Origin of the sequence: Cellulophaga sp. F20128, from assembly GCF_023015805.1 — a bacterium.
Taxonomy (GTDB): domain Bacteria; phylum Bacteroidota; class Bacteroidia; order Flavobacteriales; family Flavobacteriaceae; genus Cellulophaga.
Genome location: NZ_JALKBA010000010.1, coordinates 1 through 25298, shown reverse-complemented (window position 1 = coordinate 25298; position 25298 = coordinate 1). Strand labels below are relative to the sequence as shown.

Annotated in this window: 24 protein-coding genes and 1 riboswitch; of the genes, 16 read left to right on the top strand and 8 right to left on the bottom strand. The window is 34.9% G+C overall.

The features are described 5' to 3' along the window. Positions 1-12: 12 nt before the first annotated feature. Positions 13-218, bottom strand: a riboswitch (cobalamin riboswitch). A 68-nt stretch (positions 219-286) separates the two neighbouring features. The 6 genes from MWU65_RS10905 (at position 287) to MWU65_RS10880 (ending at position 5814) form a co-directional block, all read left to right on the top strand. Further along, positions 287-1444 (top strand): ABC transporter substrate-binding protein, encoded by a 1158-nt coding sequence (locus MWU65_RS10905; RefSeq protein WP_247077903.1) that lies wholly within the window; start codon positions 287-289, stop codon positions 1442-1444. 1 nt (position 1445) lies between these two features. After that, positions 1446-2477, top strand: a complete 1032-nt coding sequence (locus MWU65_RS10900) for an iron ABC transporter permease (RefSeq protein ID WP_247077902.1) — start codon at positions 1446-1448, stop codon at positions 2475-2477. 154 nt (positions 2478-2631) lie between these two features. Further along, the gene (locus MWU65_RS10895; protein WP_247077901.1) at positions 2632-3426 is read left to right on the top strand and encodes an ABC transporter ATP-binding protein; all 795 of its coding nucleotides are present in this window, start codon (positions 2632-2634) and stop codon (positions 3424-3426) included. A 105-nt stretch (positions 3427-3531) separates the two neighbouring features. Continuing rightward, positions 3532-4863, top strand: a complete 1332-nt coding sequence (rmuC, locus tag MWU65_RS10890) for a DNA recombination protein RmuC (protein WP_247077900.1) — start codon at positions 3532-3534, stop codon at positions 4861-4863. 35 nt (positions 4864-4898) lie between these two features. Beyond that, positions 4899-5264 (top strand): 6-phosphogluconate dehydrogenase, encoded by a 366-nt coding sequence (locus MWU65_RS10885; protein WP_247077899.1) that lies wholly within the window; start codon positions 4899-4901, stop codon positions 5262-5264. 4 nt (positions 5265-5268) lie between these two features. Beyond that, on the top strand, positions 5269-5814 hold the full coding sequence (locus MWU65_RS10880; protein WP_247077898.1) for an acyl-CoA thioesterase: 546 nt from the start codon (positions 5269-5271) through the stop codon (positions 5812-5814). 82 nt (positions 5815-5896) lie between these two features. On the opposite strand, the gene MWU65_RS10875 is transcribed toward MWU65_RS10880, so the two are convergent. Continuing rightward, entirely contained in the window at positions 5897-6814 is a 918-nt protein-coding gene (locus MWU65_RS10875; RefSeq protein WP_247077897.1) for an AraC family transcriptional regulator N-terminal domain-containing protein, read from the bottom strand. 172 nt (positions 6815-6986) lie between these two features. On the opposite strand from MWU65_RS10875, the gene MWU65_RS10870 reads away from it, so the two are divergent. The 5 genes from MWU65_RS10870 (at position 6987) to MWU65_RS10850 (ending at position 12088) form a co-directional block, all read left to right on the top strand. Then, a complete protein-coding gene (locus MWU65_RS10870; protein WP_247077895.1) occupies positions 6987-8486 on the top strand; it encodes an aldehyde dehydrogenase family protein in 1500 nt (499 codons plus the stop codon). Positions 8487-8553: 67 nt separating this feature from the next. Beyond that, positions 8554-8907 carry a DUF779 domain-containing protein gene (locus MWU65_RS10865; RefSeq protein ID WP_247077893.1) on the top strand — a complete coding sequence of 118 codons (354 nt, stop codon included), beginning with the start codon at positions 8554-8556 and terminating at the stop codon, positions 8905-8907. 318 nt (positions 8908-9225) lie between these two features. Continuing rightward, complete coding sequence (locus MWU65_RS10860; protein ID WP_247077891.1) at positions 9226-10617, top strand: hypothetical protein; 1392 nt, start codon at positions 9226-9228, stop codon at positions 10615-10617. A 136-nt stretch (positions 10618-10753) separates the two neighbouring features. Further along, positions 10754-11500 carry a hypothetical protein gene (locus MWU65_RS10855; RefSeq protein WP_247077889.1) on the top strand — a complete coding sequence of 249 codons (747 nt, stop codon included), beginning with the start codon at positions 10754-10756 and terminating at the stop codon, positions 11498-11500. Positions 11501-11725: 225 nt separating this feature from the next. After that, positions 11726-12088, top strand: a complete 363-nt coding sequence (locus MWU65_RS10850; protein WP_247077887.1) for a hypothetical protein — start codon at positions 11726-11728, stop codon at positions 12086-12088. Between the two features lie 120 nt (positions 12089-12208). Here the strand turns inward: MWU65_RS10850 and pgl are convergent, their stop codons facing one another. Beyond that, the gene (gene pgl / locus MWU65_RS10845; RefSeq protein WP_247077885.1) at positions 12209-12925 is read right to left on the bottom strand and encodes a 6-phosphogluconolactonase; all 717 of its coding nucleotides are present in this window, start codon (positions 12923-12925) and stop codon (positions 12209-12211) included. A 9-nt stretch (positions 12926-12934) separates the two neighbouring features. After that, entirely contained in the window at positions 12935-14464 is a 1530-nt protein-coding gene (gene zwf, locus MWU65_RS10840; protein WP_247077884.1) for a glucose-6-phosphate dehydrogenase, read from the bottom strand. A gap of 213 nt (positions 14465-14677) precedes the next feature. On the opposite strand from zwf, the gene gndA reads away from it, so the two are divergent. Both gndA and MWU65_RS10830 read left to right on the top strand, forming a co-directional pair. Further along, complete coding sequence (gndA, locus tag MWU65_RS10835) at positions 14678-16090, top strand: NADP-dependent phosphogluconate dehydrogenase (RefSeq protein ID WP_247077882.1); 1413 nt, start codon at positions 14678-14680, stop codon at positions 16088-16090. A gap of 53 nt (positions 16091-16143) precedes the next feature. Beyond that, a complete protein-coding gene (locus tag MWU65_RS10830) occupies positions 16144-16536 on the top strand; it encodes a VOC family protein (RefSeq protein ID WP_247077880.1) in 393 nt (130 codons plus the stop codon). A 107-nt stretch (positions 16537-16643) separates the two neighbouring features. Here the strand turns inward: MWU65_RS10830 and carB are convergent, their stop codons facing one another. Beyond that, on the bottom strand, positions 16644-19496 hold the full coding sequence (gene carB / locus MWU65_RS10825) for a carbamoyl-phosphate synthase large subunit (RefSeq protein WP_247077878.1): 2853 nt from the start codon (positions 19494-19496) through the stop codon (positions 16644-16646). A gap of 114 nt (positions 19497-19610) precedes the next feature. Continuing rightward, positions 19611-19772 carry a 50S ribosomal protein L34 gene (rpmH, locus tag MWU65_RS10820; RefSeq protein ID WP_247077876.1) on the bottom strand — a complete coding sequence of 54 codons (162 nt, stop codon included), beginning with the start codon at positions 19770-19772 and terminating at the stop codon, positions 19611-19613. A gap of 166 nt (positions 19773-19938) precedes the next feature. On the opposite strand from rpmH, the gene MWU65_RS10815 reads away from it, so the two are divergent. Both MWU65_RS10815 and MWU65_RS10810 read left to right on the top strand, forming a co-directional pair. Further along, a complete protein-coding gene (locus MWU65_RS10815; protein WP_247077873.1) occupies positions 19939-20823 on the top strand; it encodes a DUF6263 family protein in 885 nt (294 codons plus the stop codon). A 4-nt stretch (positions 20824-20827) separates the two neighbouring features. Beyond that, positions 20828-21343 carry a DUF2892 domain-containing protein gene (locus MWU65_RS10810; RefSeq protein WP_247077871.1) on the top strand — a complete coding sequence of 172 codons (516 nt, stop codon included), beginning with the start codon at positions 20828-20830 and terminating at the stop codon, positions 21341-21343. 315 nt (positions 21344-21658) lie between these two features. Here the strand turns inward: MWU65_RS10810 and MWU65_RS10805 are convergent, their stop codons facing one another. After that, positions 21659-22597: a lytic transglycosylase domain-containing protein gene (locus MWU65_RS10805; RefSeq protein ID WP_247078059.1), complete on the bottom strand. Its 939-nt coding sequence runs from the start codon at positions 22595-22597 to the stop codon at positions 21659-21661. A gap of 52 nt (positions 22598-22649) precedes the next feature. Further along, a complete protein-coding gene (locus MWU65_RS10800; RefSeq protein ID WP_247077869.1) occupies positions 22650-23300 on the bottom strand; it encodes an alpha/beta hydrolase in 651 nt (216 codons plus the stop codon). Between the two features lie 177 nt (positions 23301-23477). On the opposite strand from MWU65_RS10800, the gene MWU65_RS10795 reads away from it, so the two are divergent. Then, entirely contained in the window at positions 23478-23774 is a 297-nt protein-coding gene (locus MWU65_RS10795) for an N-acetyltransferase (protein WP_247077868.1), read from the top strand. A 41-nt stretch (positions 23775-23815) separates the two neighbouring features. Here MWU65_RS10795 and mtaB read toward each other — a convergent pair whose 3' ends face one another. Then, complete coding sequence (gene mtaB / locus MWU65_RS10790; RefSeq protein WP_247077867.1) at positions 23816-25144, bottom strand: tRNA (N(6)-L-threonylcarbamoyladenosine(37)-C(2))-methylthiotransferase MtaB; 1329 nt, start codon at positions 25142-25144, stop codon at positions 23816-23818. Positions 25145-25298 lie beyond the last annotated feature (154 nt).

Genomic DNA, 25298 nt, shown 5'->3' with positions numbered 1-25298 from the left:
CCGAAAGTTTAACATTCATTGTTTGAAAATGGCAGGTCTCCTGACTTGCGTCTTTTTGTCTTCCTTCCCACCTTAAAAAGGCAGTGGATTGTAGTTACAAAAAGCATTTACCCTTGGTAAACTTAGCTTACAGTTGCGGGAACAGTCTCGGATTTAAACCGAATTCCCTTTTAATCTTTCCGTTTTAAACGGTCCGAACCAAAATTCGGTGCAAAAGTAATCCTTTTTATTCAAATTTTTTATTCAATAGTAAATTACCTTACTTTTGAATTTTTAAATTCAACCTATGCATTATTTCAAAATTTGTATTCTTTCCATACTACTTTCTTCTATAGGTTGTAAAGAGCAGAATGAAAAACCGAAAGACACACCTCTATCTGAACAGACTTCTATTGCAACGGTCAGCTACGCCAAAGGGTTTACCATAGAAAAACAAGCAAATGGAATTACTATATTAAAAATTTCTTCGCCTTGGCCTAATGCAGAAGCATCCTACACTTACGCCTTAGTACCCAAAGAAAAAGCTGCATTCATTACCCTAAACAAAGACCAATACGATGCCATTGTTACGGTGCCCATAGAAAAAATTGTGGTCACCTCTACCACTCATATTCCCGCCTTGGAAGCCTTAGATGTTTTGGATAAACTCATTGGGTTTCCAAATACAGATTATATTTCATCCCCCAAAGCAAGAGCACAAATTAAGCAAGGTACTATTGAAGAATTGGGAACCAATCAATCTATAAACACAGAAATGGTGATTGCCTTAAACCCTGATGTGGTAGTTGGTTTTAGCATAGACAACCAAAATAAAACCTACAACACGCTGCAACGCGCAAATATCCCTGTGGTATATAATGGTGATTGGACCGAGGAATCTCCACTTGGAAAGGCGGAATGGATCAAATTTTTTGCTCCTTTTTTTAAGGCTGAAGCAAAGGCTGATTCTATTTTTAAAACGATTGAAAAGGACTATATTGAAGCCAATGAATTGGCCAAAAAATCTAAAACCAGACCTAGTGTTTTAACAGGTGGTTTGTACAAAGATTTATGGCATGTTGCTGGAGGAAAAAGTTGGATGGCTCAGTTTTTAAAAGATGCCAATGCCAATTATTTATGGAGTAATTTAGATGAAACTGGGGGTGTTGGTTTAAGCGTTGAAAGTGTTTTTGACAAAGCTAGTACAGCCCAATATTGGATTTCGCCATCTAACAATAGCACCTACAAACAAATGGCCAATGCCAGTGAACATTACCAACAATTTGATGCTTATAAAAATAAAAAAATATACACCATAACATTATCAAAAGGAGAAACAGGAGGGGTACTCTTTTTTGAACTCGCACCTAACAGACCCGATTTGGTGTTAAAAGATCTTATCCATATTTTTCATCCAGACCTCTTACCAAAACACGAGCCACTATTTTTTAAACCCTTACAATAAAGTGCAGCATCCCAACTCCTACAAATTATCCTTCTTATTATTACTTGTTTTACTTGTAGTCTGTTTTGGTATTAGCATAAGTTTTGGTTCGGTTAGTATTCCTTTTTCGGATACCTTAAGTGCTATTTTTGGAGGAGAAACACAGAAAGAATCTTGGGGGTATATCATTAAAAATTATCGAATTCCAAAAGCAATAACGGCTATGTTAGCCGGTAGCGGCCTTGCCTTAAGTGGGCTGTTAATGCAAACCCTGTTTAGAAATCCATTAGCCGGTCCCTTTGTATTGGGCATCAGTTCTGGTGCCAGTTTGGGTGCTGCAATCTTAATTATGGGCTCTTCCTTACTCTCGGGGTTTCTAACTTTTGGCCTTGTAAATGACCTTACAATTACCATTGCTGCAAGCATTGGTAGCTTTGCTGTATTATTGGCAGTAATGCTCGTTGCTGCTAAAGTAAAAGATACAATGGCCTTGTTAATTATTGGATTAATGTTTGGTAGTATTACGGCAGCCATTGTAAGTGTACTCTCTTATTTTACAGCGGCTGAACAATTACAACAGTACATATATTGGTCTTTTGGCAGTTTGGGCAACCTCTCTTGGAACCAATTGGCTTTATTGGGTACCATAATTAGTATTGGGATATTTTTAAGTGTACTCTCTATAAAATCGTTAAACGCTTTTTTATTGGGTGAAAACTACGCGCGTAGCCTAGGGGTTAACATCAAAAAGCAACGCTATATTATTATTGCAGCTACCGGATTACTAGCTGGCGGCATAACTGCTTTTGCCGGACCCATTGCTTTCATCGGTTTGGCTGTACCACATTTAACACGACAAATTTTTAATACAACAAACCATAAAACACTAATCCCTGCCGTACTACTATATGGTGCTATTTTGATGCTTCTCTGCGATGTAATCGCACAATTACCATCAAGTGCCTATGTACTGCCTATAAATGCCATCACATCTATTGTTGGGGCTCCCGTTGTTATCTGGTTACTGGTGCGTAAAAAGAAAATGGTATTTTAATTAGCTTTTGACTTTCAAACTCCTATTTTGTACTTTGTACATAATACTTTCGATTTTCGAAAAAAACCGACTAAAATTCAGCATACCAAATAAACGTATTACTTTTACCGATCAGACTTTATACTTTGACTTATAGACTTTTTAAAAAAATCCTTTGAACCCTATCAAACCCAAAAATATCACCTTCCATGTTAGCAACCTTAGCATTGGCTATAGCAACAAGAAACAACAAAACCTTATATCAACAGGGATAAATTTTGATTTACAACAGGGAGAGCTAACTGCCATTGTTGGGATTAATGGGATTGGGAAATCTACATTATTGCGTACTTTAGGTAATGTACAACCAAAACTAAAGGGAGAAATACATATCGACAATAAAGTGATAGAGGATTATAAGTCGGGCGAATTGGCCTCTAAAATCAGTTTGGTTCTCACCGAAAAAATAGCTTCAAAAAACTTAACTGTACTAGAAGTTATTGCCTTAGGAAGACAACCCTACACCAACTGGATTGGTACCTTAACCCCAACAGACAAGGCTAAAATTACGGAAGCTATTACCCTTGTAAAACTGGAAGGGCTGCAGCATAAAAAATGTTATGAACTCAGCGACGGACAGCTACAAAAGGTAATGATCGCCAGAGCTTTAGCTCAAGATACTTCAATTATCCTTTTAGATGAACCTACTTCTCATTTAGACTTGTACCACAAGGCTACAATTTTAAAATTATTGAAACAGATTGCCCATAAAACCAATAAAACCATTTTATTTACGACCCACGAAATTGAAGTTGCCCTGCAGCTATGCGACAAGATTTTGGTATTAGAAAAACAGAACAGTAATTTTGGTACCCCAAACGAACTAATTGCCACCAATAAGTTTGATACCCTTTTCCCGAAGGACACCATTGTTTTTGATGCTACTAGCGGTTCTTTTAGGGTGGTATAAATCAATTAGCATAAAGTAGTTCTACTATGTTAATTACTTCTATTCTTCCGTTAAGAAAACACGAGACAAAACTGTTATCTTTACTTTTTTAGAATACAGAATTATATGAACGAATTTTTAATTTACCTTTTAATCGCAATCGTATGCCTAGCTATAGGCTATTTTTTAGGCAACTATATTGAAAACCTAAAGACGAAATCGAGTCAAAGCACCTTATTAGAGCGGGAAGCTCAATTGAACAATAATATTACTGCTCTAGAAAATAAATTGCTGTCTATTGAAGATGAAAAAACGAACTTGCGTAGTGAAAAAGAAAACCTGGGAAACCAAATTACCAGATATCAGGCAGATTTAGAAAATCTGCAGCTAAAAAATACGGAGCAAAAGCAAGAAGTAGAAAAGCTACAAGAGAAATTTACCAAAGAGTTTGAGAATCTTGCCAATAAAATATTGGATGAAAAAAGCACCAAGTTTACAGAACAAAATCAAGTAAACATAAAGAACATATTACATCCGCTACAGGAAAAAATTCTGTTGTTCGAGAAAAAAGTTGAAGACAGTCAGAAGGAAAACATCAGCATACACTCTGCCTTAAAAGAACAATTGATTAATTTACAGAGTCAGAACCTTAAAATTACCCAAGAGGCTGAAAATTTAACCAAGGCTTTAAAAGGTGATAGTAAAATGCAAGGCAATTGGGGCGAACTTGTATTGGAAAGGGTTTTAGAAAAATCTGGCTTAGAAAAAGACAGAGAATACACGGTGCAGCAGAGTTTTACGCGAGAAGACGGTTCAAGGGTATTGCCCGATGTGATCATTAACCTGCCCGATGGCAAAAAAATGATTGTCGATTCTAAAGTTTCGCTTACGGCCTACGAACGCTATGTAAACGCAGAAGAGGAAATAGATAGAGAACGATTTCTAAAAGAGCATATTCTATCCTTGCGCAAGCACGTAGACCAACTTTCTGCTAAAAAATATGAAGATTTGTATGAAATGGAAAGTCCGGATTTTGTCTTGCTTTTTGTTCCTATAGAACCTGCGTTTGCCATTGCAATAAACAATGATAACAATCTGTACAATAAGGCTTTTGAACAAAATATTATTATAGTTACACCATCTACCTTACTGGCAACCTTACGGACCATAGATTCTATGTGGAATAATGAAAAACAACAACGAAATGCCATAGAAATTGCCAGACAAGCAGGTGCCTTGTATGATAAATTTGAAGGTTTTGTAGGCGATTTAACCAAGGTAGGTAAAAAAATGGACGAGGCTAAGGTTGAATACAAAGGCGCTATGAGTAAGTTGGTAGTTGGCCGTGGCAATATTATAACTTCAATAGAGAAGTTAAAGAAGATGGGGGCCAAAGCCAAGAAATCCATTCCAGAGTCTATCTTAAAACGAGCTGAGGATGAAGATGACGATGAGTAGGCAGTAAGCCAAAGGCAACACTTAAAAAATAACACATGAAAAAAGCATTATTCAGTACGCTATTTATCATTGCAATTATTTTTGCTATGATATACGCCTTTATCTATTATGTTCCTATAAGCGAAGGATACCGATCGGGTGAATTAATAAAATTTAGTCACAAAGGAGTTGTTGTTAAAACATGGGAAGGAGAAATAAGTCAAGGCATCTCAGGAGCTCAGATATTTACTTTTTCGGTATTGGATAAAAATGCTGCGGTGATAGCAAAACTCAAAGAGTATCAAGGTAATTATGTCAAGGTTACCTATGTAGAACGTTTTGCTACTTTTCCGTGGTTAGGCGATACAAAGTATTTTATTACGGAGATCGAAAAAGAAACCTCCCCTCACTTTAGAAACTAATAGTATGAACAAATTTAAAGCAGCCATGGAATCTAGGGTATCCATAACTCAATTAATGCTGCCCTCCCACTCCAATTTTGGCGGAAAGGTACATGGCGGACATATCTTAAACCTTATGGATCAAATTGCATTTGCATGTGCCTCTAAGCACTCCAGGAGCTATTGTGTAACGGCATCTGTTAATAAGGTCGATTTCTTAAACCCCATAGAAGTAGGGGAACTCGTAACCCTGAAAGCATCTATAAATTATACAGGTAGAACCTCTATGGTAGTCGGGGTTCGCGTAGAGTCTGAAAATATTACCACCGGGGTAAAAAAACACTGCAATTCTTCTTATTTTACCATGGTTTCAAAGGACAATGATGGCAAAAGTATGGAGGTTCCTGGTTTGTTGGTAGAAAACATTGAAGGCGCACGACGTTTTGCACGCAGTATAAGACGTAAAAATCAGGCCTCTATTAGAAGTAACGCTTATGAACCTGCAAACTTTAAAGTCGCAGAACATTTGACTTCTTTGGCCAATGAAAATATTAAGTTAGTACTTAGATAGCAATTGTTATTTTTTTGATTGAATTTGTCCTTGGACAATTTAGTTTTTCATTAAGTTTAGAACTAAAGAAAATTGAAATTCATTAAATTGAAATAGATTTTTTGAATTGTTGAGGCGTCATCATTTCCATTTTTTTGAATTGTCTATTGAAATAACTTGTGTTATTAAATCCAGATTTAAAAGCTATATCCGACATTCTAAAATCTTTTGATTCTTTGATGAGTTTTTTAGAGAATTTAATTTTTTCAGAATTTATATAATCTATAGGAGAGATGCCCAAGGTATTTTTAAACTGCTTGTGAAAATGTGAAGTACTCATATATGCCTTTTTAGCCAACACATCTACATTAATATCCTTATTTGTTAAATTGTCTTTTATATATTTAATAACTGTTCCTATTCTAGTGTCATTAAATACCTGATTTTGATCGTTTATTATTAAAGATTTCGCTTTAGTTTGTAGCAGTCTAACTATCAGCTCTTGTATCATTAAATCTAATAACACGTCTTTAGATTTATTGTTATTTGTAAAAGTATACGTAAGTCTTTCTATTAAATGATTAACATCGGAATTATTAATTAAATGGGAGGTTGTTTCCTCTAAATCCCAAGTATTATTTTCTTTTTCAATTGCTACGTGTTGATTAAATTTTTCAACAACTTCATCTATTTTAAAAGTATCAATACCTAAAGCTAAACATTGTGTTGGGTTTTCTTTTGTAGCAACTGGAAAATCAATAACCATTTCCTTATTTGTAGGCATCACTACAGATTCTCCTGGAAAAAAATTAAAAGCTTCAAAACCCTCAAGGTGCATAATTTTCTTTCCTGTAAGCATACTTGCAATAATAGGAAAGTTAAACGTTAGTGATATTTTTTCGGCAAAAGCATGTGTTTCAAAAATATTAAGTTCAGCATAATCCGCATTATAGGTAGTTCTGTTCTCCACTAAAGTAGTCAGTTTTCTTGTGCTTTTATGTTGATTTAATAAGGACTTCATAATCAATAGTACAAAATTTTAGTTAACAAATCTGTTAATAAGAGATATGTTCAAAATAATGATAAATACGTTCAAGATAATTAGAATATGATAAAATATCTTTATAAAAAAGAAAGATAATCTATTTTATAGTTTGTAAAATTATCTTATTACTAATTTAACAAGAATTTATATGAGTTACTCAAAACCAAAATTTAAAGAAAAATACGGCAATTTTATTAACGGAAAATTTGTTGCTCCTTTAGGTGGGCAATATTTTGAAAATACATCACCAATTGATAATTCTTTAATTGCAAAATATCCGCGTTCGCAAAAAGAAGATGTTGAAATGGCACTTGATGCAGCCAATGCAGCAAAAGAAGCTTGGGGAAATACATCTGCTACAGAAAGATCTACCTTATTAAATAAAGTAGCCGATATTATTGAAGCGAATTTAGAGGAATTTGCATTGATTGAGACTTGTGATAACGGAAAACCCATTCGTGAAACTTTAAATGCCGACATTCCATTAGCAGTAGATCACTGGCGCTATTTTGCTGCTTGTATTCGTTCTGAAGAAGGAGGTGCATCAGAGTTAGATCAGAATACATTATCATTAACTATTAAAGAACCACTAGGTGTTGTTGGACAAATTATTCCGTGGAATTTTCCATTATTAATGCTTTCTTGGAAATTACCACCAGCCTTAGTTACAGGAAATTGTGTGGTTTTAAAACCAGCAGAACAGACACCAGCTTCCGCTACTTTTTTAATGGAAAAAATTGCAGAAGTATTTCCTCCAGGTGTTGTAAATATTGTACACGGTTTTGGCCCAGAAGCAGGAAAACCTTTAGCTTCTAGCCCAAAAGTAGACAAAGTTGCTTTTACAGGAGAAACTACCACGGGTCAGTTAATTATGCAATATGCTTCTAAAAACTTAAATCCTGTAACCATGGAATTAGGTGGAAAATCTCCTAATATTTTCTTTAATTCTGTTATGGATCATGACGACGCTTATTTAGATAAAGCTGTTGAAGGAGCGGTTTTATTTGCCTTTAATCAAGGAGAAGTATGTACTGCTCCTTCAAGAATTTTGGTGCAAGAAGATATATATGATGCGTTTATGAAACGTGTTGTAGAAAGAACGAATGCTATAATACAAGACAATCCATACGATGTAAATACAATGGTTGGTGCGCAAGCATCTAATGATCAATATGAAAAAATACAATCCTACATAGAAATAGGAAAAGAGGAAGGTGCCAAAGTATTAGCAGGAGGTTCTGCTAATGCCTTAGAAGGTAATTTGGCAAACGGATTTTATATTAAGCCAACAATATTAGAAGGGCATAACAAAATGCGTGTGTTTCAAGAAGAAATTTTTGGGCCAGTAGTTTGTGTTACTAAATTTAAAGATGAAGCGGAAGCCTTAGAAATCGCAAACGATACACTTTACGGTTTGGGTGCTGGAGTTTGGACACGAGATGCACACCAATTATATCAAATTCCACGTGCTATAAAAGCAGGTCGTGTTTGGGTAAATTGCTACCATGCGTATCCTGCACATGCACCATTTGGAGGTTATAAAAAATCTGGATTTGGGAGAGAAAACCATGTAATGATGCTTAACTATTACCGTCAAACTAAAAACATGTTAATTTCTTACGATAAAAATAAATTAGGTTTCTTTTAGTAGTTAAGATGAATATAAATTTATAGGCTGAATGATCTTATTCAGCCTTTTTTAATACTTTTAAATTATGAAAAGAGTAGCAATTACAGAAGGTGCCGCTAAAATAGTAAGGCAGTTAAAAGAAAAGCATGGCGATTTAATTTTTCATCAAAGTGGAGGTTGTTGTGATGGTTCTGCTCCAATGATTTTTGAAGAAGGAGATATGTATTTAGATGAAAGTGATGTGCTTCTTGGGCAGGTAGAAGATGTTAATTTTTACATGAATCAAGATCAATTTGAATATTGGAAACACACACATTTAACTGTAGATGTTACCGAAGGTCGTGGTTCCAGTTTTTCTTTAGAAATACCCTTGGGACTACGTTTTTTTATTCATTCTAGACTTTTAACTGATGAAGAAAATAAATTACTCTCTAAATAATTAAATATTACTACAATTAAAAAACACCAATGTGAGTGTGTTTGTCTACCTCAAACTATTTTTGCCAAAATATAGTCTTTTCATTATGGCAATTCTAGCTTCCTACACCACATTTCTTAGCTTGTAATTTTGATTTAAAATTATGAAAGCACTGAAAATATTAAGTTTGAACTTAAATAAAAGCTGAGTTTTTATGGTTGTACCAAACGAAAAAAACATATAATTCACGATATATTGGAGCAAGAAGTTTAAATCCAATTGCTACGTTTATACCCAAAAATCTTTCTATATTGTAACTTTAGGTTAAAACTTTAATAAATGAAAACCTTACTCTTGGCCTTAGGATTATTGTTATCTCAATCTTTATTGAGCCAAATTGTTTACCAGCCAACATTCATAGACCAATGCACTAATAAACCAATAAAAAGAGTGATGTGGTGGCTATCAGATTCTATCCAAAATTATGGTCTTGAGTATTATGGTATGGACAAGGTTGTACTACCGAAAACAGGTAATTATCAATTAAATTGCTCATCCATTTCTACGACACCTATAGATATATCTATTACTACTTCTGGAACTGTTAAAGATACCTTTTTGCTAAGTAGACTTAATAAGTTAATGACCATTGGCGGTGATTATGATAAATCTGAGTATTCTCTCTGTGGTAGTCTTGCAGATGGGGAAATTACTGATTATTACAGTAATGGAAAAAAGAGGATGAAAGGTACATTTAAAAAAGGACAACCTGTAGACAGTCTGTTTACATATTATAGAAATGGTCTGCTTTATAATGTAACGACTCCTGATAAGCACGGATTTAAGAGTATAACGTATTTCGAGAATGGTCAAGTTAAAACCTTAATAACTCCCAACAAGAAAGGATTTAAGAATACAACCTATTATGAGAATGGACAAGTTGAGGCCATAGTTCATATAAAGCGCGAGTTAAATTATGAGTGTCATAAAAAGGAAATAGAAAAGAAAGTAAGAGAGCGGGTAATAAAAAATATAATACTTAGAGAATATTACCCTGATGGAATGCTGAAAATTGAGCAAATCTCACAGTCTTTTAGAAAGTGTTACCCAATTGATCAAGAACAAAAAGAAGAGAATTGGTCAAAAACATTTAAACGTAAAAAGACTGGTAAAGAATACTATATTGATGGAACGTTGAAAATGAATCGCGAAAACGAAAAAGTAGAAGTTTATAATGAAAATGGGGTTTTGATAGAGAAAATTCAAAGAAAAAGAATTAATGATAAAGACTTCTTGAATGGTAAACACTTTATAAATGATAAATACTATTTAAATTATGTCAATAGTATGGAGGATAAATTTTATGAATACAAATGGGAAAAATTTGATTCTACTGGGGCTATTAATCGCCGAATAATTTTTAATGATGACGAGTCTGTTATGAACTCATTTCCTAAGCATAGTATTCATAATTTTATGTTTGACGAAATAATTTCCTTCTCTAATGGGATAGCAATTAAAAAACTTAGTTTTAGGTATGATAATGGAGATAATAATCTTATAAAAAAATTGATTTTATACAATAAAGTATTCGAAAAATGGGTTGAAGAAAAAAGAAAAGATATTATACTCAAGAGAGCAGGCACTAGTATTGGTGGGGATAACGGATTTGGATTACAACGCTTCATAAACGACCCATTGAACTTTAATAAATATACTAAAATACATTAGCTTAACAAGAGCCTTTATTCTATGCTATGATCTCTAGCCTGGTCACTATTCTCCCAAAAAGTACTATCTTCAAACTATTAAACATATATCCGAGTCCAAACCATAGGCTACTTACATAATAGACATTCTATAAATTATGAAAATAATACGCTTTTTACTGCTTCCTTTATCAATTACACTCCTTCTTAGTTGTACGATTAGTTTAAAGAAATCTAGTACTTCAGAAATTACAACTACCAGCTCCAGTATGGACTCTACCTTGTATCTGATTGCTACAACAGATAAAAACCCAGAGGCCAGAAAAGATGCTGTTCAAAAAATAACATTTGGGCCAAGCCTTACGGAAATAGCCAAAACAGATAAAGACCCAGAAGTGCGGAAATTAGCGGTAAGTAAAATGACCTTTGGGCCCAGTTTAACAGAAATCGCTAAAACGGATAAAGATCCTGAGGTTCGGAAATTGGCAATAAGCAAAATGACATTTGGGCCAAGCCTTACGGAAATAGCCAAAACGGACAAGGATTCAGAAGTACGGAAATTAGCAGTGAGCAAAATGACCTTTGGGCCCAGTTTAACAGAAATCGCTAAAACGGATAAAGACCCTGAGGTTCGGAAATTGGCAGTAAGCAAAATGACATTTGGGCCAAGCCTTACGGAAATAGCCAAAACAGACAAGGATTCAGAAGTGCGAAAACTAGCAGTGAGCAAAATGACCTTTGGGCCCAGTTTAACAGAAATCGCTAAAACGGATAAAGACCCAGAGGTACGTAAAACTGCGGTAAATAAAATGACTTTTGGGCCAAGCCTTACAGAAATAGCCAAAACAGATAAAGATCCAGAAGTGCGGAAATTAGCCCTACAAAGATTAGGCAGCTTGGAATAAAACTAAGATAAAACACCTAAATATAGGCCGCAGTTTAGACTTTTGATTGGACTATAAGGAACTGTATATTTAAATAATTCAAAAAGGCTTCGTGACCGAAGCTTTAATCTTAATGCGCCTTTTCCTGCAAATAAAACAAAAACATAAAACAAGGGCTTTGTTTGTAGCAGAATACAAGCGTATATTTGCATCCGCATTAACCTTAAACGCGTTGTCACCCACACTATGGAACAAACTGAATTCTTAGAAAAAAATGTATTTAATGATTTAAAAAACCTGAACGACGGCTTTGATGAAGCGTCTATTCATTACTTTTCTGAATCGGATTTCGAAACTGTTCTTGAACGCGTAGCCCATTTCGGAATTGGAGTGTATGCAATAAAACCTTGGTTCAATGGTGCATTCAGTACAGAGGTTACCCATGAAGAATTTAGAAGGAAAGCAACTGACCAACGATGGTATACCAAAGCCTTTTTATCCTTCAAAAAAGATCAAGCCGGACTCTTCTATTCCGCTTCCTATAAAGTACCCACTAAACTTTTAGCGAGATTTACCACACTAGAATCGGAAGAAGATACAGAAGCATAAACCCCTTATACAACTTTGAATAATACGCTATCTTCTTCGTTGTTTCTAGAAGGTAGGATTTTCAACTCAATAAAAAAGCGCTGATTTTACAATCAGCGCTTTCATTATAAATCTACAATACTAATTAATCTCCTTAGCGGCATCTGCATCTAAAAACCAAACGAGATCACCGGTTGTCGGTTGCACCAAAGTTGCTGGATAGTCTCGGTAGTTTTCAACTTCCTTTAGAATCTCCTTTACTTTTTCTGCCTTACTGCCTCCCGTTACCAAAAAAGCAACAACAGCTGCATTATTAATCACCTTTCCTGTAAGGGTAATTCTTTTTTGACCAGAATCTGGATGAATGGCAACCTCACAATTTTCTGTAGCGTCCCAAAGCTCTATTTCATGCGGAAAAATCGAAGCCGTATGTCCGTCATCACCCATACCTAAAATCACCAAATCAAATTTTGGAACACCATCTACATTGGGTAAATTTTTAGCTAAAACTGCTCCGTACCGGACTGCTTCACTTATAGGATCATTTTCTCCCTGAACACGAAAAATATTTGCTTCAGGGACGGCAACTTTAGACAAGAGATGGGTTACTGTCATTTTATAATTACTCTCCTCATCTGTTGGCAAAACACAACGTTCATCTCCCCAATAAAAGTTTATTCTACTCCAATCTATAGTTTCCTCAAAATTTTCAGCTAGATAATCAAAAACAATCTTAGGGGTACTTCCTCCAGAAAGGGCCACATTAAAAGTTTTATGAGATGCTGCCAATTCCTTAAAAAAGACTGAAAATTCTTCCGCTACTGTTTGCTTTGAATCGTATATTTTAATTTCTTTCATAACTATATTTTATATAATACAAAACCCAGAATCATCTGTTAAACGTTCGCATGGATTTCTCCAGGTATACTCACCTTCAATTAAGCGATCCATATTTTCAGGGCCCCAAGTACCCGCAGAATACCCGTAAGTATTTACGTCTTTACCACCTTCCCAATATTCAAGAATTGGATCTACAAAACGCCAAGCCGACTCTACTTCATCTGCTCTAGCATACAAGGTAGCATCGCCTTGCATAGCATCTAACAACAAACGCTCATAAGCTTCCATTACATTGGTATCTGCTAAACTTGAATAATAAAAATCCAGATTGGCGCGCTCCACTTTAAAACCTTGCCCTGGCACTTTAACTCCAAATTTCAATAAAATTCCTTCATCTGGCTGAATCCGAATAACCAATTTATTATCCTTATTATTTAAATCCTGTTCTTTAAAAATTTGATGATGCGGTGTTTTAAAGTGAATGACAACCTCAGTTACTTTTGTAGGCATACGTTTCGCTGTTCTTACATAAAACGGAACGTCTCTCCACCTCCAATTGTCTACAAAAAACTTAATGGCTGCAAATGTTTCTGTTTTAGATTGCGGATCAACCCCTTCTTCCTCACGATAGCCTTTTACTTTTTCTCCATTGATAACAGATGACACATACTGCCCTTTAACCGTATTTTCATACAGCACTTTTTCATCGGTCATTAACCGGAGTGATTTTAGCGCTTTAACCTTTTCATTTCTAATTTCTTCTGCGCTTGAACTAATTGGCGGTTCCATAACAATTAAAGAAACAATTTGCAGCAAATGACTCTGAAACATATCTCGCAATGCTCCCGATTTGTCATAATACCCGCCTCGTTTTTCAACCCCTACTTCTTCTGCATTGGTTATTTCTATATGGTGGATATAATTTCGGTTCCACAAGGGTTCAAAAATAGAATTTGCAAAACGAGTAACCAACAAATTCTGCACCGTTTCTTTACCTAAATAATGATCTATTCGGTAGATCTGATTTTCTTGAAAATACTTGTGCAAACCTGTATTTAATTCTTTAGCAGAAGCAAGACTATAGCCAAAGGGTTTTTCTACAACAATGCGCTTCCACCCATCGTCTTCGGCAGTTAATCCTTTATCACACAAGTTTTTAGCAATAGCCTCATACAAACTTGGCGGCGTAGACAGATAAAAAATATAATTGTTATCTGTTTTGTATTTGTTGTTTAAATCAGCGATTCTTTTACTTAATCTATCGTAATCGGTATCGTAATCTTCTCCTAAATCTTCGTAAAAAAGTTTATCAGAAAACTGGGTTATAAAATCCTCATTTTCCTTCGTTAATCGCTCTTCTAAATACCGGCTCTCTTGAACAACTTTTCTTCTAAATTCCCCATCTGTAATTGCACTTCTACTTGCGCCCAAAACAACAAAGTTTTCTGGTAAATGATTTCCTTTAAACAAATTGTAAATTGCTGGAATTAATTTTCTTGCCGTTAAATCTCCAGAAGCTCCAAAGATTATAAGCATTTGGTTCGCAGTCTTATTCATAAAGTATTGCTGATTTTTTTTGTAAAAAAATGATGTTTTTTTCAGTTTTATGGAGAATATTATTTAGTTTCTCCTTATAAACCTTAAAAAATGAATATTTTAAATTAATTTTGAAATAATATTTCGGCTAAATTAAGACTATTTTAGATCAAATAATAGCACAACCGAACACTTAAATCAATATTTAACCCTATTGTTATATTTTACTAAAAAATGACGCATACAAATTACGATTTTGGATTAGTTGGACTTGGAGTTATGGGACGCAATTTTATTTTAAACGTTGCTGACAATAATTTTAAAGCTTTTGGCTATGACTTGGACAAAGAGAAAGTAGATGCTTTAAAAGAAGAAGGAGGAAATTTAGAACGTGTAAATGCTACTGGTGACATAGAAGCTTTTATTAGCGCTTTAGCGAAACCAAGAAAAATAATGCTTTTAGTTCCTGCAGGTAAAATTGTAGATAATGTAATAGAAAGTCTTTTACCGCATTTAGATACAGATGATATCATTATAGATGGTGGGAATTCTTTTTTTACAGATACAGACAGAAGAGAAGCTTATTTGCAAGAAAAAGGAATACACTTTTTTGGTTCTGGAGTTTCTGGTGGCGCAAAAGGTGCCCGGAAAGGCCCAAGTATTATGCCCGGTGGAAATAAAGAAGCCTATGCCCACGTACAGCCTATTTTTGAAGCAGTTGCTGCAAAGTTTAACGGAGAACCTTGCGTAGCTTACCTAGGACCTAAATCTGCCGGAAATTATGTAAAAATGGTACATAACGGTATTGAATATGGAATGATGCAGCTGACTTCAGAGATTTATGATCTGCTACGGAAATCATGTAAACTGACTAACGAAGAACTTCACACAATTTTTGACACCTGGAACAAGGGAAGATTACAATCTTTTTTAGTTGAAATAACAGCTGAAATTTTTGCTCAGAAAGATGACCAAAGTTCTGGTTATTTGGTGGATAAAATTTTAGATAAAGCAAAGCAAAAAGGAACCGGAAAATGGACCTCTCAAAATGCAATGGATTTAGGAATTCCAATTCCCTCTATTGATATTGCAGTAAGTATGCGTGAAATTTCTGCTCTTAAAGAAGAACGGGTATTGGCAGATAGCTTGTACAATAGGCCAACCCCTGAAAAAACAGATAAAGATGCCTTTATTAAAATGGCTGAAGAAGCTTTGTATTTTGCATTTATTACTACCTACGCCCAAGGCTTACACCAATTAGCGGATGCCTCTAAAGAATACAAGTACGACTTAGACTTGTCTGTTATAGCCAAAATATGGCGTGCTGGTTGTATCATTAGAGCTGGTTTGTTGGAAGATATCTCTGCGGCTTATGTAGCCGATAAAAACATCTCCAATTTGCTTTTAGCGCCCTCTTTTGTGCCTAAAGTACAAAAAGCGGTGCCTGCTGCTCGTGAATTGGTAGCCTATGCTGCTAAAAATGGAATTCCGGCACCTGGATTAACCAATTCATTAACATATTTTGATGCGTATACCTCTAGCAATTTACCGCTCAACTTAATACAAGCTCAACGCGATCATTTTGGGTCACACACTTATGAACGTACAGATATGGAAGGTATTTTTCATACGGAGTGGGATTCGTAAAAGAGAATGATATCGCAAATTAGTTTGTTCTGAGTAAGTTGAAAACCAAAACTATGAAATTTGATAGAACAGGAATAATTCTATACACCATCGCTTATAAAAAGTGTGTGGATTTCTATGAAAACACGCTAGAATTGACCAAGATATTTGAAACGGAAGAACTCAGCTGTTTCGAGTTTGGAAAGTCGTATCTGATGGTAGAACTAGATGATGAATACCATGGAAAAAAAACGCCTGATGAACGGATAAAGACGTGTATAAGAATGAATGTTCCTGATGTAAAAGCAGTTGCAGACAAACTAGTATCAAAACATATAGCCGTTGATTATCAAGAACATTCTTGGGGAACAATTGCAAAATTTTATGACCCAGATGGAAATCTTTGTGCATTTAAAGATAGTGCGAAATTTGAAAAACAAATCGCCGATTTTAAACCAATGCAATAATTATCTATAGATTACCTCGTCACCTTAGAGCCACTGCAAAGTACCGGTTTTAAACAAAAAAAGCGTCGAGTTATACACTCGACGCTTTTTTATATAAAACTGTTTTTCTATTTGCTCAAATACATTTTACGTCTCGCGTAAAGGTTGTAAAAATCATCGTCTTTTAAACTATCAATAAACAAAATACTTTCTCCTGTACTCTTCATTTCTGGACCTAAATTTTTATTGACATTAGGGAACTTATTAAAAGAGAATACTGGCTGCTTAATAGCATAACCTTCCAATTGCGGGTTAAAGTTAAAGTCTTTTACTTTTTTCTCACCCAACATTACTTTGGTTGCGTAATTTACATATGGTTCTTTGTAGGCCTTGGCTATAAAAGGTACCGTTCGTGAAGCTCTAGGATTCGCTTCTATAATGTAAACCATATCGTCTTTTATAGCAAACTGTATGTTTATTAATCCTACTGTATTTAATGCCAAAGCAATTTTTTTGGTATGATCTTTAATTTGCTGCATTACAAACTCACCCAAATTAAATGGTGGTAAAGTAGCATTAGAATCGCCTGAATGTACACCACAAGGCTCTATATGCTCCATAATTCCTATAATATACACATCTTCACCATCGCAAATGGCATCTGCCTCTGCTTCAATGGCGCCATCTAAATAATGATCTAATAATAATTTGTTGCCAGGAATTGATTTTAGTAGATTCACGACATGCTCTTCCAATTCTTGCTTGTTAATTACAATCTTCATTCCCTGTCCGCCCAACACATAGGATGGTCTAACCAATAAAGGAAAATCTAATTCGTCTGCAAGAACCAAGGCTTCATCAGCTGTTTCTGCAATTCCGTATTTAGGAAATGGTATGTTATTCTCCAATAACATTTTAGAAAAATTACCTCTATCTTCCGCTAAATCTAAAGCTTCAAAACTAGTTCCTATTATTTTTATGCCGTATTTATCTAATTTCTCTGCAAGCTTCAATGCCGTTTGTCCACCCAATTGTACGATAACACCTTCGGGCTTTTCATGCTGAATAATATCGTAGATATGTTCCCAGAATACGGGCTCAAAGTATAATTTATCTGCCGTATCAAAATCGGTTGAAACCGTTTCTGGATTACAGTTAATCATTATGGTTTCGTAGCCACATTCTGCAGCTGCCAACACCCCGTGAACACAACAATAATCGAACTCTATTCCCTGTCCAATTCTGTTTGGTCCTGAACCAAGAACAACAATCTTCTTTTTATCTGTAACAATACTGTCATTTTCTACATAACGCCTACCGTCTGCAGTTTCTATTTCTGCTTCAAAAGTTGAATAATAATAAGGAGTCATCGCCTTAAATTCTGCGGCACAAGTATCTACTAACTTAAATACTCTGTTGATACCTTGGGCAGAACGCTTGGTATGTACTTCGCTCTCATAACAATCTAGCATGTGCGCTATTTGTCGATCTGCAAAACCTTTTTGCTTGGCTTCTAACAATAATTCTCTTGGTAAACTCTCTACCGTATATTTAGAAATTTCACGTTCTAAGAAGTGCAATTCTTCATACTGACGCAAAAACCACATGTCTATTTTAGTGATCTCATGAATTCTACTCAACGGAATACCCAATTGGATAGCATCATAAATAACAAATACGCGATCCCAACTTGGCACTGTTAGTTTTTGTATAATTTGATCGTAATCTGTATACCCTTTTCCATCTGCTCCTAAGCCATTCCTTTTTATTTCTAAGGATTGCGTTGCTTTGTGTAATGCCTCTTGAAAAGAACGACCAATACCCATTACCTCACCAACAGATTTCATTTGCAGGCCTAAGGTTCTATCCGATCCCTCAAACTTATCAAAATTCCATCGCGGTATTTTTACAATAACGTAATCTAATGTCGGTTCAAATAAAGCCGATGTAGATTTTGTAATCTGATTGTCTAACTCATCTAGATGATACCCAATTGCTAACTTTGTTGCAATTTTTGCTATTGGATAACCCGTTGCTTTTGATGCCAAGGCAGAGGATCTAGAAACCCTTGGATTAATTTCAATAGCAATAATATCTTCTTTTTCATCAGGGCTAACTGCAAACTGAACGTTACAACCTCCTGCAAAATCGCCAATGCTACGCATCATTTTTATGGCCATATCCCGCATTCTCTGAAAAGTTCTATCAGACAATGTCATTGCCGGTGCAACCGTAATAGAATCGCCGGTATGTATCCCCATTGGGTCCATATTTTCTATAGTACAGATAATCACAACATTGTCGTTTTTATCGCGCAATAATTCCAGTTCATATTCCTTCCAGCCTAACAAGGCCTTATCAATCATCACCTCATGTATTGGAGAAATCTCCAAGCCCATGCTTAGTAAATCATCAAAATCTTCTGGTTTATATACTATTGAAGCACCTGCCCCACCCAAGGTGTAAGATGCTCTAATAACTAAAGGAAAACCAAATTCCTGCGCTATTTCTTTTCCTTTTAAGAACGATGTTGCAGTTGCTTGTGGTGCCATACCAATCCCAATTTTCAACATCAATTCTCTAAACTGCTCTCTATCTTCTGTTATATTAATTGCTGCAATATCTACCCCGATAATTTCAACATTAAAATCTTCCCAAATACCTTTTTCATCAGCCTCTATACATAGGTTCAATGCCGTTTGCCCACCCATTGTTGGCAAAACAGCATCTATGTTAGGATGTTTTTTAAGTATCTCAATGATAGATTTGGTCGTTAAGGGTTTTAAAAAAATATGATCTGCCATTGATGGATCTGTCATAATTGTAGCAGGGTTGCTATTAATTAAAACCGTTTCTATTCCATCTTCGCGTAACGAACGTAATGCCTGTGATCCTGAATAATCAAATTCACACGCTTGTCCTATTACTATTGGTCCTGATCCTATTATTAAAACCGATTTAATGTCTTGTCTTTTTGGCATTTTATAGTATTTTGCTTTGTGGGTGTAATGGCTGCAGCAAGTACAGCTTAGTCAAAAAAAAGGTGCTACTTTTAAAAAAGTAACACCTTTATTATTTTATAATAAATTCAATCATTATTTCTTGTGTCTCAACTCTGAAGATACACTAAGTTTTTTTCGTCCTTTAGCTCTTCTTCGTGCTAGAACTTTTCTACCGTTAACAGAAGCCATACGCTCTCTAAAACCGTGTTTGTTCTTTCTTTTTCTTTTTGATGGTTGAAACGTTCTTTTGCTCATCTTAGAATATCTTTATAATAATATATGTAAAAAATCTAGTTAATTAGCTTCTGAAAAGCTGGGCGCAAATATACAAAGAGTTTTTTCTTTAGCAAACCTAATTAATAAAATATTTTAGTTTGTTTTTACTACTTTTGCCAATGCAAATCTACAACACTATTTTTAAATGAAAAAAATACTCTTTATTACCGCAATTTTATTGTGTTCCCTGCACCTTAAGGCGCAATCTAAATTAGAATACAAACTGGCAAAAGGTGATACTTTTACCATACAACAAAATGCAAAACAGGTAATTTCTCAAGAAATTCAAGGCATGTCTCATGAACTTACCAACACGGTGAGCGGTGAATATCTGATGAAAGTGACGTCAATGACTGACGATTCTTATACTATTGAAATGTCATTTACTGATTTAAATATGAAAATGGCTTCTAATCTTCAAGGTGAATTAATGGATATAAAAGCAAAAGAAGTATCTACAGCTAATCCGCAATCTGCTATGTTCAATGCCATATTAAATATCCCTGTTTCAATAACATTAGCAAAAAATGGCAATATAACAAGTGTTACAGGAGGTGATGAAATCATAAACAAAATGATGGATGCCTCTGGCATTACAGATGAAACAACCTTAAAATTAGTAAAAGAATCCTTAGGCAAGGAGTATGGAACAGAAGGTTTGGCTAGTAGTTTTGAACAAATGACCTACTTATATCCAGCAACAAAAGTAAAAGTGGGCGATTCATGGGAGAATGAATATACCGGTAAATTAGACACAAAAAACAAATGGACCTTAAATACCTATAACGCCGATACTACAGAACTTAGTTGTGAAGCTTCAGTAATTATGAGCGTTAAAGATGCCGCCGCCAATATGGATCTAACAGGCACACAAACAACAAAGGTAACAGCAAACTCTAAAACTGGATTTATACAAGAAATGGAAGTCATTGGTACTTCTAGCGGAAATTCTACTTTGCCTATGTTAGGCAATCAGCAAATACCAACAAAAATTACATCAACAATAACTTACAAAACAATAGAAGAATAGAGATATGTTCAATAAAAACTTTAAACTGGTCATAGCGACCCTAATAATAGCGTACGCCGTTTATCAATTTACAGATGGAAATATAGGTAATGGTATTTTTTTAATTCTAATATCATTAGTTTTTATCTTTCTTTATTTTAGAAACGAAATCATTTTACTTTCTTTTTTACGAATGAGAAAGCAAGATTTAGCGGGTACAGAAAAATGGTTGTCTAAAATTAAAAACCCAGAAGGTGCACTTACAACAAAACAGCAAGGGTACTACAACTATTTACATGGTATTATTTTTTCGCAAACTAATTTAACACAGGCTGAAAAATATTTTAAAAAAGCATTAAAACTAGGCTTAACAATGGACTATGATGTTGCCATGACAAAACTTAGTTTGGCTGGTATAGCAATGCAGAAAAGACGTAAAAGAGAAGCAACTACCCTATTAAATGAAGCTAAAAAGTTAGACAAACAAAATATGCTTGCAGATCAGATTAAAATGATGAAGCAACAACTGAAGAAGATTTAGCAGGAACGAAAAACCTTACCATAACAATCCTAAAAAAGCCCATCAAACTAATTTGATGGGCTTTTGATTTTAAAGTGAACCTAAAATAACCTTCTATTTACTTGAAATCTCCAAGGTCTATTTCGTATTCTAAATAAATTTTCTACTTCCTCAATCACCGCAGTACTTCCTGAGTAAAACCATTTTATTATAAAATATTACCACGGTGAATTTCGATGGTGCAGCGCCCTCCTATCAAGATTCAGCCGTATCAATACTAATAAAGTCAGTTCTCCTTATTACATGGGTATCTACCCAAAGTAATGAGAAACTTCCTTAATCGATCATATAATACCCTTTATTTGGTATTTCTAGGGTATACTTCTTTCTAGAGTTATTGTTTAGGTGTGGCTCTCTTAGCCATGGGTTGTGTCTCTTTAACACTTTGTAGTTAATCTCATAGGTATTTGCAAAATCAGCAAAGTTAGCTACAGGCTCATCTACATCAATAGTAAAGGTTGGTACCGCCTTATACATATCATCTTCAGAAATTTCAAAACCATACTTCTCTGGATACGAAAGAATTTCTTTAATTGCCATAATTCTAAATACATACCTCCCTGTCTCTTGTCCCAATAATAAATTGTAATAGGTATCTACTTTTTGAATCCCAAGGTATTTATTAATAGCTCCGGCTCCTGCGTTGTACGATGCAGCAGCCAAGGTCCAGTTGCCAAATTTCTCTTTGTACTTGGCTAAATAACGACAAGCTACTTCCGTAGATTTTTCAATATGATAACGTTCATCTACATTGTCATTTATTTCTAATCCATATTCTTTTCCGGTAGCCCTCATTATTTGCCAGAAACCAGTTGCTCCAGCCGGAGAAACCACATTTTGCAAGCCACTTTCTGCCACAGCCAAATATTTGAAATCATCTGGAATTCCATGTTTTGCCAAAATTGGCTCTATAATTGGAAAATACTTGTGCGCTCTTTTCATCAACAATAAGGCGTTAGACTGCCAATAGGTGTTCACTAAAAACTCACGATCTATACGCTCCATAACCTCAGGATCTTCCATTGGAACAGACTCACCTGCAAAATTTAGATCCTCTGGGATGTCAATAGATGTTATTTTATAGGCATTTACCGGAGATTCTAAGTCTACAGCAACCTCAACAGGAATTGTTGTTCCACTTTGTACTGCAAACATTAAAGTCCCTGCAACACAAACAACACCCAAAAACATCAACGTATTTTTTATAATTTTCATCATCTTATCTTTTCTTTAAATTCAATTCTACTCAAAGATATCAAATACCTTCCTAATCTAAAATTATTTTGGGTAAATGCTCATTAAACCATTTAAACCGATTAATTATCATGATATGCGTACCATTTGATACCGTAATACAATCTTTTATATGCCGAATTGGAAATACGGGATCTTTGTCTCCATGAATGTGTACGACATTTGGATCACAACTCGTTTGATTCCAATTTACAATTTGATCCAAAGACCAATCCAAATAATACTTATCCTTTACAGATAAAAATTCATCATACAACTCCAAACGCTTTGTTACGGCATCTCCAAAAGCGTATTTGTGAAGTACTTCCATATTGGTCACCAAGCCTGTTGGTAATAATTTATGCGCCTTGGTATACTTTGCCAAAAGCATACGCTTGGGAAGTTCCTTATTAGTTTTTACACTAGAGATAATGATTACTTTCCTCGTCTTAATATGCTTAGCCATCTCTTGCACTAAAAACCCTCCAAAAGACACTCCAATTAATACAACGTTTGAATGTTCTATTTTAGTACACATTTTTTTTGCATAATCCTCCAGTGTCATCCCCTTACTTGGTACAAACCACTCTAACAGGTGTTGTTGAAAAATAGCCTCTGGCAACCGTATATTTTTAAAAATAGTTGGGTTCGCAGCCATACCTGGCATAAAATAAACATGAATCATAGTAAGTACAAACGGTTTAGCCTTATGAAAACTAGGAAATTAGGTTATTTTAACCTAACTTTGTTAACTTGTCATTAGATATTTTCTTTCGATATTTAATGCTTAAATCTTTTTTTAAATATCGTCATTTTAGAACACTTTGATGCATATTTTAACTACAATTTAAAACCATACTATATGAATGAAGTAGAAATTAAAGACAATAGTTTTTTACGTCAGTACGAAACTAGAGTTAATGGACATTTGGCCAAAATAGAATACTCTTCACAAGAACGTAAAGTGTTTTTAACGAAACTAATTATTCCGGAAGAAATTACAGCCAAAGAATTTAAAGAAGATTTCATTAAAGCTGTTTTAAGTGAAATTCAGGAAAAAAACATGAGAGTGGTTCCTACAAGCCCAGATATTGCAAGTTTCTTAAGAAGAAACAAAAGACAATACCAAGAGATGTTACCCGTTGGGATTCGCATCTAAACAAAATTATAAAAAAAGCCTCATTTAAAAAGAGGCTTTTTTTATACGATAACATTACTTTCTACAAAACTAAACCGAACCAAACCGTCTTCAGCTATTTCTGTTAGTACTATCTTGTGTACTGTATTCACCAAAGCAGGATTCCAAGTTGCTTTTACTTTTACGTAGTTTTCTGTAAACCCGTGAATATATCCTTCTTTATTTTCACCTTCAAACAAAACGGTTCGTGTTGTTCCCAACTGACTTTCATAAAAAGCGCGTCGTTTTTTAACGGACAAGCCACGCAACATTTTACTGCGTTTACTACGCACATTTTTAGACACAACACCTTCCATAGCAGCTGCTACAGTATTATCTCTTTCGGAATAGGTAAAAACGTGTAAATAAGAAATATCCAATTCATTTAAAAAGTGATAGGTCTCCAAAAAATGTTCCTCTGTTTCCCCAGGAAAACCAACAATCACATCTACCCCAATACAAGCGTGTGGCATAACTTCCTTGATTTTCGCTACTCTATCTATATACAAATTGGTCAAATACCTACGTCGCATTAATTTTAAGATCACATCACTACCACTTTGCAATGGAATATGAAAATGCGGTACAAAAGAATTGCTTTTAGACACAAATTCTATGGTCTCATTTTTTAATAAATTAGGTTCAATAGACGATATTCTTAGCCTATGAATCCCATCAATGGTGTCTAACGCTTTTACGAGGTCTAAAAAAGTGTGTTCGTGTTTTTTATTTCCAAATTCTCCTTTGCCATAATCCCCAATATTTACACCAGTAAGTACAATTTCTTTGATGCCTTTTGCCGAAATTTCTGCGGCGTTCTGCAACACATTGTCCAAGGTATCACTTCTAGAAACACCTCTAGCTAAGGGAATTGTGCAATAGGTACATTTATAATCGCAACCATCCTGCACTTTTAAAAATGCACGCGTTCGATCCCCAATAGCATAACTACCTACATAAAAATCGGCTTCTTCAATTTCACATGAGTGTATCTCACCAAAATCGTTCTTAGACAAATCGTTGATATAATCAGTGATTTTAAATTTTTCAGTAGCCCCTAACACCAAATCGACACCATCTACCGCTGCCAATTCTTCTGGTTTTAATTGTGCATAACAACCTACCGCAGCAACAAATGCTTTGGAATTCTTCTTTTGTGCTTGTTTTACGATGGACTTAAACCTTTTATCTGCATTTTCTGTTACCGAACATGTATTTATGACGTACATATCTGCTACTTCAGAAAAATCTACCCTATCAAAACCTTCATCCACAAAGCTTCTAGCAATGGTAGAGGTCTCCGAAAAGTTTAGCTTACAACCAAGTGTATAAAAAGCAACCTTCTTCTTCATTTTTAATTAATTACAGCATTTTTTATTGGGGTGCAAATATACGGAATACTTATTAGAAAATGGTTGATGGTTGATGGTTGATGGTTGATGGTTGATGGTTGATGGTTGATGGTTGATGGTTGATGGTTGATGGTTGATGGTTGATGGTTGATGG